The organism is Streptomyces sp. NPDC031474 (assembly GCF_055581185.1).
The window spans coordinates 1-12,712 of the sequence record NZ_JBVIJX010000036.1 but is presented as its reverse complement, the minus strand read 5'-3'; the positions used below and the strand labels follow the sequence as shown (position 1 = coordinate 12,712).

Here is a 12,712-nt window from a genome sequence, read left to right as displayed (position 1 = left end):
CGAGCGTTCGGGCACGCGCCGAGATTGTCCACGTTGCAGAGCGAGGGGGTGCCATGTCCGAGCCGGCGGCACCGACCACGGCGGTTACCCGGCCTGCCAAGAGGCTCTCGGCAAGCCGTGAGCGGACCATCCTGCGAGCCGTCTACGAGATACTCGCTGAGTCCGGTTACCAGGGGCTGCACTACGAGGCAGTGGCGACCCGCGCCAGGACGAGCAAGGCCACGCTGTACCGGCACTGGCCCACCAAGGCGGAACTGGTGACCACGGCCATGAGCTTGCGCCCGGCCGAAGACCTGCAGGTGCCGGACACCGGCACGCTGCGTGGCGACCTCCTGGCATACCTCCAGTTGCTCGCCGAGTGGATGGGGGGCGAGCCAGGCGCCGTGATCAGCGGTCTTTTCGTCACCATGCGCAATGATGCCGAGCTGGCGGCGCAGCTGCGCCCCTTGTTGATCCCCGCTGTGCCGCCCGTCCGGGCTGTCTGCGAGCGCGCAGAACGGCGTGGAGAACTCGCCCTGGACCAGGACGTGCGATTCATCGACGAGCTCTGTGCGCCGGCCCTGTTCATGCGCCACGCGCTGCTCGGCCTTCCCCTGGATGAGGAGTTCGTCGAGTATCTGGTCGACGGCGTTGCCATGCCGCTGCTGACCCGCGCCACGTGACGCGGTCTGTCGTCCCGGTCTGCTGCGGCCGCCCTGGGGCAGGCCTCGTTCGTCACGCGATGAGCCTGAGGTGGTGAGGGATGACGAGTCCGGCGGTGCCGAGCACCGTGGTGTGATCGTTGGCCTCGGCGAAGACGATCCGCGTGGGACCGGCCGCGTAGCGCACCGTCACCGGTCCGGTGAGGCTGCGAAAACAGATTGCCGAGTGCGGGGAGACCGGCGTGGCCGTCGTCCGCCGGGTCGGTCGACCTGGGGGGCGGTACGGCCGGCGGTCATCGCCTCGGGTCTGGCCGTATCTCGCCTGCTGGGCCGACATTCCACGGCTGGAGTTCGGTGGACCCCACCGCCGCGATGCCGTTGGTGTTGCTGCGGGTCTTCCTCAGCAGGTGCCGGCCCTGCCGCTGCTTCGGCCGTCAGTCGCGGAACGGGAGCCGGACGGGGCGTCCGGTGCGCCTCGTCCGCTCACCATCTGATCCCGGAGGTGACCGGCGCCCGGTTCCTCGTCGCCGCTGTGCCGAGGCCGACCGCCAGCCGGTTCACATGGTCGGTAGGGCTTGGCCCTGCACAGCCTGGATGTCGAGCTCCACCCGCAGGGTGGTCCCGATCGCTGCGATCCCGGCCGTGACGACCTGGTTGTAGCTCATTGCGAAATCGTCCCGCTTCAGCTCCGCCGTCGCCTTGAACGAGGCCCGTGTCCCGCCCCACGGATCGGGCCCGGTTCCCAAGTAGGCGAGGTCGAGGTCGACCTGCCGGGAGATGCCGCGCAGGGTCAGTTCGCCGTGCACCGACCATCGGTCCTGACCGACCGCGGAGAGTCCCACCGACCGGTAGATGATCTGTGGGAAGTCCTCCACGTTCAGGAAGTCGGCGGACCGCAGGTGCCCGTCCCGCATGCCGTTCCCCGTGTCGATCGACGCGGAGTTGACGATCGCCTCGACCCGTGACTTCTCGACGTCCTGCCCGATTTCGATGCGGCCGGAGAAGTCGGTGAACCGGCCGCGCACGCTGGAGATCCCGAGGTGCTGCGCGACCGCGCCGACCGCGGAGTGCGCCGGGTCGATGGTCCAGGGCCCGGGCGGTGGCAGCTCGGTGCCGCCCTGCCGGGCGAGTACCAAGGTGCCGGCGTCGGCCCGCCCGGAGGCGGTGACCAGCGTCGTGCCGGCCTGCGGCGTGTATCCGACCGCTGTCACGATCACCACGTACGAGCCCGGGGCGAACCGTGCGGCGTCGTGTACCTCGCCCTCGTCGTCGGCCTCGGCCCGCAGCATCTGGGCGCCGGTCATGTCGGTCACTGTGATGACGGCGTGCGGCAGCGCCCAGCCGTCCTTCGTACGAATCCGCGCACTGAGTCCCATGGGGTGGGTACACCTTTCTCGCGCCGCAACCGGCGCCGCTCTCGCGGGTGCTGACCACCCGCGACCAGGGTTCCCCCGTCCTGTCAGGGGCCCTGGTAGTCATGCCTGGCGTGTCAATCCCGGACCGGTGGTGGCAGGCCGTCCCCTGCCGTTCACCACCACCGGGTCCGGGATTCAGTCCGACCGGGCCGGGCGCGCCGCCGCTCTCGGCGCGCCCGGCCCGGCGACCGTCACTCGCCCGGGTGGGAGAGCTCGATGTCGTGGCCGTCCACACCGGACCCGTGCACGGTCAGGTGGGTGGCCTTCGGCGGGTAGCCGGTCGCGAGGACCGTGTACTCGCCGCGGTCCAGGTCGGCGAAGGCGTAGCCGCCGTCCTCCCCGGTGGTTGCGTTGGACACGACATTGCCGACCGCGTCGATGAGCGTGACCCGTGCGTCGTTCAGCGGCCGGCCCGCCGCCGTGACCACGCCCTGCACCTGCGAACCGGAGGACAGCTCGACCTCGGTCCTGGTGACGCCGTGCGCGGCGATCTCGATGGGCAGCGCGATCGGCCGGTAGCCGACCGCGGTCACCGCGAGGGTCAACTGGCCAGGCACCAGCTCGGCGAAGCTGAAAGTGCCGTCCGTGTCGGTCAGTCCGGCGGCGAGCACGTCACCGCGCACGTCGGCCGCGACCACCATGGCGCCGACGACCGGCTTCTTGGGATCGGCCGACCTGACTGTGCCGACCAGGCCGCTGGTGCCGGAGAGCATGATGTCGTACGAGACCGGCTCGTCGCCGACCACGATGGTGGACGCCTGTGGCTGGTAGCCCTCGGCGGAGGCGATGAGCACGTAGCTTCCCGCGCCGGGCGCGTCCACCGTGTACGAACCGTCCGGGTGGGCCACCACGCGGCCCGCCTGCCGCCCGCCCAGCGAGATCAGGGTGACGGCTGCCCGCGGCACCGGCGCCGACTCGGCTCCGATGACGTGGCCGCTGACCGGTGTGCCGCCGGAGGACGGGATCTCGGCCGTGACGCTCGCGGTCGCCGTCGGGACAGCCGTAGTGCGTGGCTGGGCCGTGTCGACGGGCGCGGCCTCGGAGGAAACCGGGCTCGACACCCGCTCGTTGCTGCGGCCGCGGAGGCCGAGTGCCGCGAGGGCGGCGCCCACGAGGGCGAGGATGCCGGTGACCAGGACGGCCGTGTGGACGCCGTTCATGAAGGCGGTGTGGCTGCCCTCCACCACGGCCGCCCTGAGCTGTGCGGGCATCGCGTCGGAGACCGGGGCGACGCCCATCGCGACCGCGTCCTTCGCCTCCTCGAAGCCAGCGGCTGCCGAGTGGGGCACGCCCGCGTCGGTAAGTGAGTCGGTGAGTGTGGAGCTGACCCGGCTGCTGATGATCGAGACGAGCACCGAGGTGCCGAGCGCGCCGCCGATCTGGAGCGAGGTGGCTTGGAGGCCTCCCGCGACACCGCCGTCCTTGACGGGGGCGTTGCCGACGATCGCGTCGGAGGACGCGGACATCACCATGCCGACGCCGAGGCCGAGCGCGGCGAACGGCGGCCACATGGTGGCGTACGAGGAGTCGGCGCTCCATGAGAGCATCGCGAACGCGGCGCCGGCCTGCAGCACCATCCCGAGCGGCATGGTCAGGCGCGCCCCGAACTTCTCGGTGAGCTTCGCGCCGAGCGGCGAGGCCACCATGGAGACGAGGCTGAGCGGCAGGGTGCGCACACCGGACTCGACGGGCGTGAAGCCGCGTACGTTCTGCAGGTACAGCATCACGAAGAAGATCACGCCGAGCAGGACGAAGAAGTTCAGCGCGGTGACGACGGTGCCGATGGTCAGGGCCGGGTTGCGGAACAGTCGCATGGGCAGGAGAGGGTGCGCGACGCGGGTCTCGTACCAGCCGAAGAGGACCAGGACGACGACACCGCCGACGATCGCGCCGAGCGTGCCGGCCGAAGTCCAGCCCCAGGTCTCGCCCTTGACGACGCCGAAGACGACGGCGAGCAGTCCGAGCGCGAGCAGCACGACGCCGGGCACGTCGAACTTCTCGTTTGCGGCGGCCTCGTTCCTGGACTGCGGCAGCACCAGGAGACCGAAGACGAGGGCGATCACGCCGATGGGGGCGTTGATGTAGAAGACGGACTCCCAGTTGACGTGCTCGACGAGCAGCCCGCCGACGATCGGGCCGAGCGCGGTGGAGACGGACGAGATCATCGCCCAGATGCCGACGGCCATGCCGAACTTCTTCGGCGGGAACACGGCGCGCAGGAGTGCGAGGGTGTTGGGCATGAGCATCGCGCCGAAGAGGCCCTGCAGGGCGCGGAAGGCGATGACGCCCTCGATCGAGCCGGCGAGGCCGATCGCGACGGACGCGGCGGTGAATCCGACGACGCCGACGAGGTAGAGGGTGCGGCGCCCGAAGCGGTCGCCGAGCTTGCCGCCGAGGATGAGGGCGGCGGCGAGGGCGAGCAGGTAGGAGTTGGTGACCCACTGGAGTTCGGCGGTGGTGGCGTTCAGGTCGCGGGCGATCTCGGCGTTGGCGATCGAGACGACGGAGCCGTCGAGGCCAACCATGAACAGGCCGAAGGCGACGGCGATCAGCGTCAGCCAGGGGTTGGCGCGAAGACCACGGGGGTGGGGGTCGGATACGGGAGGGGGCGCTGTGGACACAGCGGCGACAGACATGGGTGAGGTGTCCTCGGGACGTGTAGCGCGCAGATGCGGGCGCATGGACATGGGGGGCGGCACAACCCGGCCTGGCCGCAGCGGCGGCAAGGGCACTGGGCGTACGGGGAGCCGGACCGGTCAGGAGGAGCGGTCAGGCGCAGTGGTCGCGCAGGCGCCGGGTGAGAGCCTCGAGGGCGCCGAGTGCCGAGCCGAGGGCCTCGAGGTCGCCGTCGGTGAGGGTACGCAGCGCGGACGCGAGCTGCGCCGCCGCGATGTCCTCGACCTCACTGATGCGCTGACGGGCCTTGGCCGTGACACGCAGGTGCGCGACGCGCCTGTCGGTGTCGTCCTGGTGCCGCTCGAGCAGGCCCGCTTCGGTGAGGCGGGTGACCAGGGCGCTGACGTTGTTCGGCATCATCCGCAGCGCGCCGGCCGCCTTGTGGACGGTGGCGCCGTCGTGCTCGGCGACGTACTGAAGCAGCGCCAGCTGCCGCTCGGGGAGCTTGGGGTAGGGCAGTTGGCCTGCGATGCCCCGTTCGATGGACCGGTTCAGCGCGGGCAGGCACGCCACGAGGCCCGCGGCCACGTGGCCGATGCTCTGGCTCGGGCGAGCCTCGCTGACTCCGGACACGCCCACCAAGCTATATATGAGGAGACACCTATGTCAAAATACTGATTGTCGGGAGAGGCTCACCAACGACACCATCCCGGCTCCATCGACACCCTTCTGGTGCCGGAAGGTGTACCAGCCGACTTGGCCTCCGTCTCGGGCACGCACGACGTACCGGAGGAGCTGACCGGACACCGTCTCCGAGGCACTGGACCCGCTGGGCGCACTGCGCGCGGGCCCGGGAGTACCCCCGTATCAAGGTGGATCCCGACCTTCTCTTCCTCCTGGCCTCTTCGTCACCCGCGCAGGCATCGGCGCGGGCACGGCCCTGGCCCCGGCCATCGTCGAGAACGACTACGGCACCTATGTCGCCCGCAGGGTCGCCCGGCGGATGGTCGTCTTCCTGCAACGTCCTGGTGGCCAGGCCCAGTTCAGCATCTGGTCCGAGGGGGGTGCTCCCGCCGGCCATCGGCGGCAAGGACGTCTTCGCGCAGCTCGGTATCTGGCTTGCGGCGACCGAGCGCATCGTGGTCGGTTCCGGCATCGCCAACATGTGGGCACGACCCGGGCGAACCATGCACGGCGCCGCGGCCGTGCTGGCCGACGGCTATCCCGGGCGTTTCGTGCTCGGCATCGGCACCGGCAAAGCGGATCAGGCGGCCGCAGTCGGCCTGCGTTACGACCGGCCGCTGGCTCAACTGCGCAGCTACCTCGACCGCCCTTGACCATCGCACCGCCTCCGGACGCGCAGTACCCCCGGCTGCTGGCGGGGGTGGGGCCGAAGATGCTCGCGCTGGCCGGCGAGCGCGCCGATGGCGCGCTGCCCGCGGCGGTGCCGCCCGAACAGATCGCCGCCGCCAGGGAGACCCTCGGTCCGGACAAGCTGCTGATCCAGATGCTGGCGACCGTGCCCGACACCGATCGGCAGCGTGCGCGGGACATCGCCCGCACGATCGTGCGGTCCATCATCAAACGCGCCGAATCACAGTACGTATACAGTCTCGGTCGACTGGGGTTCACCGACGCCTGCCAGGACCAGGCGGCCCGTCGGTGCGACCCGGGAGGCGAGCGCGGGCGTCCACTTGCCGAAGGTCGAGGCGTCCAGGGTGTCGTGCGCGAGGGGTGCGAACTCGTCCGTCAGTCGCCAGAGAGGGGCGTCGGCCGGCTGGAGCGCGAAGGGCCAGCGGTCGTAGTAGGCGCGCCAGGCGCCGGTGGGCTGCGCGGGGGCGATGAAGCGGGTGAAGGTGACACGTTCGCCGACGGCCGGCAGCAGGCGTCGTACGCCTGCCGCCGCCTCGGTGTAGCGGGGAGCCGCCCAGGGGCTCGCGGGGTCGGCGAAGACGTCCTGCATGTCGATGACGGCAAGCCAGCCGGTTGTCATACGGTCACCGCCCCCTCCTGTGCGCGGACGCGGTCGCGGCCCAGGGGCAGGGTGCCGAGGAAGCCGGGGGCGGCGGCACTGGCGGCCAGGGTGAGCAGCAGCGGGAGGGCGGGTACCTCGCCGTTGCGGTGGTCGGGGGGCGGTGGAGATGGAGCGGTCGGTCCGCTGTCGTGTCGGCTCGGTGTTTACCTGGGACCGCGTGAACCGGAGGTGACCACGAGGATTCGTGTGTCGAGGGACGGCGGCGCCACACGCTCAGCGTCGCTTGACTGCCTCTGGGTGGCCCTCGAGTGCGGGACGCTTCAGGATGTGCCCACGTCAGCCGTCAACGGAAGGACAGTGGCGAAGCGGTTGCGGCAGCAGGCGGAGGCTCTGCGCCGGCTGCTCCCGAGGCTGTTGACCTCGGAGGTTGATGATGCGGTTCGTCGCTGTCAAGGGCGGTTGCTGCCCGAGGGATGAGGTGCGGTTCAGGTTGCCTGAGTGATGGGGCGGCCTCCCCGTCGGACGCCTCTCTCACTGCGTACGCGGGGGCGCGTTCGCGGCGTTGGGCGGCGAGCAGGTATGCCGGCGATCATCGAGGTCGGCGGTCGCACTTCAGTACATGAGAGTCAATCACCAAAGCGTGCAACCGTATGAACCCTCACATATGTCTCATACTGTGACCACCAGTCCCCGACGTCTCATAAGGGGGCGTCATGTACACCCGCCATCGCCTCATGGCCATCACCGCGAGCGCACTCCTGCTGGCCGGCACCGCGGCGTCGGCCTCTGCCGCCGCCACGTCCCCGGCACCGTCCACGAGTCTGATCGTCAACGCGAGGATCGCCGGTCACTGCTCCTTCGACCGGGTCGTCATCGCTGTGAAGGGCAAACTGCCGCCGACCACCGTCACGCGTGTCAAGGAACTCCGCTACGACAGCTCGGGGAAGAAGGTCCCGCTGGCCGGGAAGCACTTCCTGGAGATCAAGCTCTCCCCAGCCGCAGCCCACAACAACGCGGGCAGGAACGTCTACAAAGGCCCGCGCCTGATCAAGCTGAGTCTGCCGAAACTCAAGGGCTTCGCACTGACCGGCGACTTCGAGGGCGTCGTCACCTTCGGGGCCGCGTTCGACAGCAAGCCCTCCTACACGACGAAGCAGCTACACCGCCCCGAGCGCTTCGTCCTCGACATCGCCCACCACAACACCTGCCGTTCCTCGCACTGAGGTGCCTTGACGGATCCTGGGGTCGCGCACCGCCTCGCACGAGGGCGGCACCGGCAAAGATCATCCTCGACTTGGAGCGCAAGTACGTCAGGGATTTCGCCGGGAGGGGCGTCGTGGTGGGAGCGTGTGCGGCAGCTACGAGTCCCGGCGCCGACTACTACGTGGGGGAGGCGAGGCAATGGCCTGTTCGACCAGGGCCCGGATTTTCGCGTGGGAGCGGTTGACTGCCTGCTGGCCCTTGGACAGGTTTTCCCACCTGCCTCGGTAGGGGACTCGAACCGTGCCTCCGGCACCGCGGTATCCCTTGTCGGCCCAGCAGGGGATGCCGGCCTCGGAGAGTGCATCGATGATGCCGTTCTCGCGGGCCGCCCGGATGTCGTGTACGGCCCCGGGCAAGGCTGGTGAGGCCCACAGGAGACGACCCTTAGGATCGGCGATGACCTGCACGTTCATGCCGTGCTTCTGGTGTTTGCCAGAGCAGAAGGGCCGGTCGGCGGCGATCCGGTCGATCGGCAGCAACGTCCCGTCCAGAATCACGAATGCCTTCGTCGACGCGGTCTTGACGGCTTCCGCGATGGTGGGCGCAAGAGCGGCCAGGACCTCGACGGCTTCCGTGACGTAGCGGTAGACGGTGGTGGTACCGACACCGAAACCGGCTGCGAGCTGGGCGTAGGTGTGTCCACTGCGCAGGTGGGCGAGGGCGAGCAGGGCCTGGCGGCCCGCGCTGAGGCGCCGCCATCGGGTGCCGAGGGCGCGGCGGTGCTCTCGCAGACGGGCGGAGAGGAAGCGGAGGGCGGAGCTGGACACGTCGATGCCGGACGGGTAAACAAGCACGCGAAGCCTCTGGTGGAGACGGTTCTCTTGGTCGAAAACCCATCTACCAGGGGCTTCACTTGCCTGTCAGCTTAACTGCAAAGCCCGCTTGCCAGGCTGAAAGGGTCAGCGTGCAGGCCACAATTGAGGAGTCGAGTTGTTACGTTGCGAGGCGGTCGGCAAGCGTTACGGCGGAGGACGGTGGGTCCTCAGCGACGTGGACATGCAGGTCTCGACCGGAGACGTCCTCGCGGTGGTGGGTACCAACGGCTCGGGGAAGTCAACCTTGCTGAGGATCCTCGTCGGACTGACGCAGCCCACCTCCGGGACCGTGTCGGGCCGACCACCACACATCGGTTACGTACCGGACCGCTTCACCGCCCATGACCGCATCTCGGCCATCTCCTACCTCACCCACATTGGGCGTATCCGTGGCATGTCAGCCTCCGCCGCCCGTGCCCGAGGAAATCACCTGCTGGAGCGGCTGTCCCTGGTGGGCGGGCGGAACGCGTCGTTGCGCACGCTGTCGAAGGGCAACGCGCAGAAGGTGGCGCTCGCCCAGGCCCTGCTTGTTCAGCCCGACCTGCTGGTCCTCGACGAACCCTGGTCAGGTCTGGACGCCTCGGCCCACGGTGTCCTCGCCGAGTTGATCGCCGAAGTGGCTGCGCGGGGCGGGGCGGCGTTCTTCACCGACCACCGCGAGGCGATCAACGAGACGCACGCCAGCGGCGCCTACGTCATCAGCGACGGCCGGGTCACCTGGCGCGGCGGCCGGCACGCCGGGAGGCGCGCCTTGATGATCGAGTTGGTCCTGACCGTGCCACCCACCGACATCATGCCGGTCGAGGTGGACTGGTCCGCGTTACCGGGCGTCGTGGACACCGTCCAGCGCGATGGGGAGGTTGTCCTGCGGGTAGCCCGGAAGTACTCGGACGCCGTGCTGCTGACGGCGCTGCAGCATCGGTGGTCAGTGGTGAGCCTGGCCGGGACTGCGGACAAACACGGTTCCCGGGTCGACGCGAGGAGGACCGCTCAGTGATCGCCCTGGTCCGCTACATGTTTTCGGTGCTACTGCTCTCCCAGCGCTACCTCGCGCCGCTGCTGCTGTTTCTCGGTCTGGTGGCCGTGCTGACCAGCAGCGACACCGGCCCGCTCACCGCGACCTACGCCTCGGTGGCCGGGGCCATGCTGCTGTGCTCGGTCTGGCTGACCATGGCACTGATCGGTCTCGAGGACGAGCCACACCGCTCGATCGTCGTCGTCAGCACCGGCAGCCATCTACGCGTCCTGCTCGCAACGGCTGGGACAGCAGCTGTGTGGTGCCTGCTGCTGACGGCTGCCGGTCTGGTGCTGCCGCTGATGTTCGGGCCCCACACACCCGGCCTTGTGGACCTGGTGCTGGGGACCGAGGCCCAACTTACCTGCGCCTTCACCGGCATCGCGATCGGACTGGTCAGCTCGCGGCTGGTGTTCCGGCGGCAGGGCTACGCACTTGTCCTAGCCCTGATGCTCCTGCTGGCCGCGCTGCTGGGCAAAAGCGTCTCACCGGTCAACGTCATGCTCACTCACCTGCAGAACACACCGGACTCGACGGCTGCCCTGGTGCCCACGAGCTTCCTGCTTGCCACCGCCGCGGGCTTATTGGGGGCCGCAATAGCTATCACACAGTCGATCTCCCGCAAAAAGGCATGAGTCCTACGGCAGTGTGCCCGCACCGGCGCAGGCGGCGCAGCACCGTTCAGCAGGACGGATGCCTCCCGCTCTCCTGGCCCCTTCGGCGCTCATGGACCCCAAGCAGCTGCCGATCGACCAACGGTACGCACGCAAACGGGTGTCAACGGTCATTGAGATGCCCAGGTGGGTGGCCGTTGGGTGTCCAGGCTGGTGGCCATCAGAAACCCAGGTGCGTGGCCAGTGGTGTTCCTGGGGGCGGGGGTCAGTTCAGGGGGACCACTCCCTTCCCGGCGAGGGCCTCGGCGAGGCGATGCGAGTCGCCGGTGGTGGTCACGAGGTGAGCGTGGTGCATCAGGCGGTCGGTGCTCGCGCCCGCGAGAGTCTGGTCCGAGCCGACCAGCCTCTCCTCGCCCAGCGCGAGCGCGAGCGGCTCGACGGGCAGGACATGCAGCGTGGTGCGTTCGACGTCCAGACGGCTCGCGGGTATCTGCCCGGTCGCCCGGTGACGGCGCGAGTTCACCGCATCGCACCAGGTCAGGCAGGCATCGGCGAGCTCGGCGAAGGTGTCGTAGGCGGACAGCAGGTTCGCGTTGGTGGGCACCAGGTCTGCCTTCGCGATGCGGACCGTGGCCTCCGCACCACCCTTCGACTCGGGGTCGTAGGGCACGCAACTGACCACCTGGCAGCCGTAATGCCGGCCCGCGGCAACCATCTGCGGATGACGTACCGGGATCCCGGCGATGTGCTCGACGGTGACCGTCTTCGCATTGTCGGTCAGCACATACGTCGGCGCCCCGCCGATCCGCCTGAGCGTGGTGTCCAGGCAGGCCACCAGCGTGCCCAACGTGCAGTCCCAGACCGGGATCACCACCCTGAACCGCGACCAGGACAGCCATGCACAGAACAGCCAGGTCCGCCGGCCGCCGATGCGCGGACCCTCGCCCCAGTCGAACTGCAGCCACCGGCCCGGCTCGGGAATCCGCGGCCGGTACGTCCGGCGCTTGCCCGCCTTCCACGCGGTCTTCGCCGCGTTCACCGCCCGTCTCGTCGAGCGTGCGCTGCCCCGGTAGCCCATCTTCACGAGCTTCTCGTGGACCACATCGGCGCGGATCGTCGCCTTCGACTGCTCGACCCACTCCTCGACCTTCTCCAGGAACGCGTCGATCATCTTCGGCCGCGGCTCTCGCTCATAGGGATTGCGCCCGCCGTTGCGGGCCTCGACATACCGCTTGACCGTCTTCGGGTCGTGCCCCGCCAGGGCCGCCGCCGACCAGACCGTGCCCGTCAGGTCGTACGCCTCAAGGATTTCCATAATCTCCGTGTCAGACTTCGTCACAGGACCTCTCCGGCCGGTAGCTGATGCGTGCAAACACCAGCAAACGGTCGGAGGGGTCTCCTCCAGTTAAGGAAGTGATCAGGAACACCACTGGTCAGACGGCCATCCACCTGGAATTTCGGTGGCCATCAGCCTGGACTCGGCTGGCCGCACATCTGGACTTTGCCACGGCCGCCGTCAACGGGCGGTATTGAAATACTCATAAGTCAGGTTGGGAAACGCTCAGTCAGCCCACTGCACTCACCCAAACCGCCTCTGAACAGGGAAAACGGATCTCACCGGTCTGGAAATGCGGCAGTTCACCGCTCAAGGGCAGCGGACTTGCTCCGCAGACCTCTATTTCGCCATGCTCGCGCACCAGCCGGTCTCGATCGTGAACCAGAAGACCTGCGACACGGTGCTGACGCGGCGAGGGGCCGCCGGGGGTGTACCGGCGGGGATAGCGGAACCAGCGAGACCACAGGGGGTGGCATGCGCATCATCGGTGTTCACGGAGTTGGACAGGGCAGGACCAACGAGATCCGCCTCGCATACGACCGGGGCAAGGCGATCACACCTAGCCCGGGGCGCCGGCCGGACGCCGCCAGGGCCGTGGTCCCCACGCTGACGGTTCCGCACTACACGACCTCTCAGGACTGGAATCCGTTCGACTCATCCACGGACTTCTCCGTACCTAGCTCTTCGACTGGGCCTGGTTGACGCTCCTCTTGCCGAAGGAATTCCTTGGCATCGGGGACAACAGCCCCAATCCTCCGTAGTCGGATCCGGATCTCACTCGCGCGTGCATGACCCGCTTGCCTTCAAGGCCTTGCACGCAGACGCGAGCGCTGTTGGGGGAGTGGAGCCGAGCGGCCTGCCGGAGATGAGCGGACGCGAAGCCCTGAGCGCCGAGCTGAGCACTCTCGGCATCGACGTCTCCAAGCGCCTGATGGAGCACCATCACCGGTTGCTGCGCGAGATCGGCGCGACCGACGCGGCCCACCTGGCCGGACTGCGCGCCGGTCAGCAGGTCCTCGTCG

General features: G+C 68.9%; 9 protein-coding genes and 3 pseudogenes. 6 read left to right on the top strand and 6 right to left on the bottom strand.

Annotated elements, in window-relative coordinates:
* Positions 1-53 precede the first annotated feature (53 nt).
* Positions 54-662, top strand: a complete 609-nt coding sequence (locus ACZ5SK_RS44695) for a TetR/AcrR family transcriptional regulator (protein WP_326672493.1) — start codon at positions 54-56, stop codon at positions 660-662.
* Positions 663-1,198: 536 nt separating this feature from the next.
* Here the strand turns inward: ACZ5SK_RS44695 and ACZ5SK_RS44690 are convergent.
* The 3 genes from ACZ5SK_RS44690 to ACZ5SK_RS44680 form a co-directional block, all read right to left on the bottom strand.
* On the bottom strand, positions 1,199-2,017 hold the full coding sequence (locus ACZ5SK_RS44690) for a YceI family protein (RefSeq protein WP_468577804.1): 819 nt from the start codon (positions 2,015-2,017) through the stop codon (positions 1,199-1,201).
* 230 nt (positions 2,018-2,247) lie between these two features.
* Positions 2,248-4,692: an MFS transporter gene (locus tag ACZ5SK_RS44685; protein WP_468577802.1), complete on the bottom strand. Its 2,445-nt coding sequence runs from the start codon at positions 4,690-4,692 to the stop codon at positions 2,248-2,250.
* 133 nt (positions 4,693-4,825) lie between these two features.
* A complete protein-coding gene (locus ACZ5SK_RS44680; RefSeq protein WP_329224276.1) occupies positions 4,826-5,305 on the bottom strand; it encodes a MarR family winged helix-turn-helix transcriptional regulator in 480 nt (159 codons plus the stop codon).
* Between the two features lie 431 nt (positions 5,306-5,736).
* On the opposite strand from ACZ5SK_RS44680, the gene ACZ5SK_RS44675 reads away from it, so the two are divergent.
* On the top strand, positions 5,737-6,009 hold the full coding sequence (locus ACZ5SK_RS44675) for an LLM class flavin-dependent oxidoreductase (RefSeq protein ID WP_334583466.1): 273 nt from the start codon (positions 5,737-5,739) through the stop codon (positions 6,007-6,009).
* 296 nt (positions 6,010-6,305) lie between these two features.
* On the opposite strand, the pseudogene ACZ5SK_RS44670 reads toward ACZ5SK_RS44675, so the two are convergent.
* Positions 6,306-6,665, bottom strand: a pseudogene (locus ACZ5SK_RS44670) (cysteine hydrolase family protein); the annotation flags it as partial.
* Positions 6,666-7,360: 695 nt separating this feature from the next.
* Between ACZ5SK_RS44670 and ACZ5SK_RS44665 the strand changes: the two are divergent.
* Positions 7,361-7,870, top strand: a complete 510-nt coding sequence (locus ACZ5SK_RS44665; RefSeq protein ID WP_334583465.1) for an AMIN-like domain-containing (lipo)protein — start codon at positions 7,361-7,363, stop codon at positions 7,868-7,870.
* 171 nt (positions 7,871-8,041) lie between these two features.
* On the opposite strand, the pseudogene ACZ5SK_RS44660 reads toward ACZ5SK_RS44665, so the two are convergent.
* A pseudogene (locus ACZ5SK_RS44660) lies at positions 8,042-8,704 on the bottom strand (transposase family protein); the annotation flags it as partial.
* Between the two features lie 136 nt (positions 8,705-8,840).
* Between ACZ5SK_RS44660 and ACZ5SK_RS44655 the strand changes: the two are divergent.
* Both ACZ5SK_RS44655 and ACZ5SK_RS44650 read left to right on the top strand, forming a co-directional pair.
* Entirely contained in the window at positions 8,841-9,722 is an 882-nt protein-coding gene (locus ACZ5SK_RS44655) for an ABC transporter ATP-binding protein (RefSeq protein ID WP_361709910.1), read from the top strand.
* Entirely contained in the window at positions 9,719-10,375 is a 657-nt protein-coding gene (locus tag ACZ5SK_RS44650; protein WP_361709913.1) for a hypothetical protein, read from the top strand. Before ACZ5SK_RS44655 ends, ACZ5SK_RS44650 begins: the two co-directional genes overlap by 4 nt.
* A gap of 244 nt (positions 10,376-10,619) precedes the next feature.
* Here ACZ5SK_RS44650 and istA read toward each other — a convergent pair whose 3' ends face one another.
* Complete coding sequence (istA, locus tag ACZ5SK_RS44645) at positions 10,620-11,669, bottom strand: IS21 family transposase (protein ID WP_361709916.1); 1,050 nt, start codon at positions 11,667-11,669, stop codon at positions 10,620-10,622.
* A gap of 844 nt (positions 11,670-12,513) precedes the next feature.
* Here istA and ACZ5SK_RS44640 point away from each other — a divergent pair.
* A pseudogene (locus ACZ5SK_RS44640) lies at positions 12,514-12,712 on the top strand (hypothetical protein); the annotation flags it as partial.

Bases quoted from the DNA above. Each gene is read 5' to 3' on its own strand.
- ACZ5SK_RS44695 (WP_326672493.1), top strand. From the start codon at position 54: ATGTCCGAGCCGGCGGCACCGACCACGGCGGTTACCCGGCCTGCCAAG.
- istA (WP_361709916.1), bottom strand. From the start codon at position 11,669: ATGGAAATCCTTGAGGCGTACGACCTGACGGGCACGGTCTGGTCGGCG.
- ACZ5SK_RS44685 (WP_468577802.1), bottom strand. From the start codon at position 4,692: ATGTCTGTCGCCGCTGTGTCCACAGCGCCCCCTCCCGTATCCGACCCC.
- ACZ5SK_RS44665 (WP_334583465.1), top strand. From the start codon at position 7,361: ATGTACACCCGCCATCGCCTCATGGCCATCACCGCGAGCGCACTCCTG.
- ACZ5SK_RS44690 (WP_468577804.1), bottom strand. From the start codon at position 2,017: ATGGGACTCAGTGCGCGGATTCGTACGAAGGACGGCTGGGCGCTGCCG.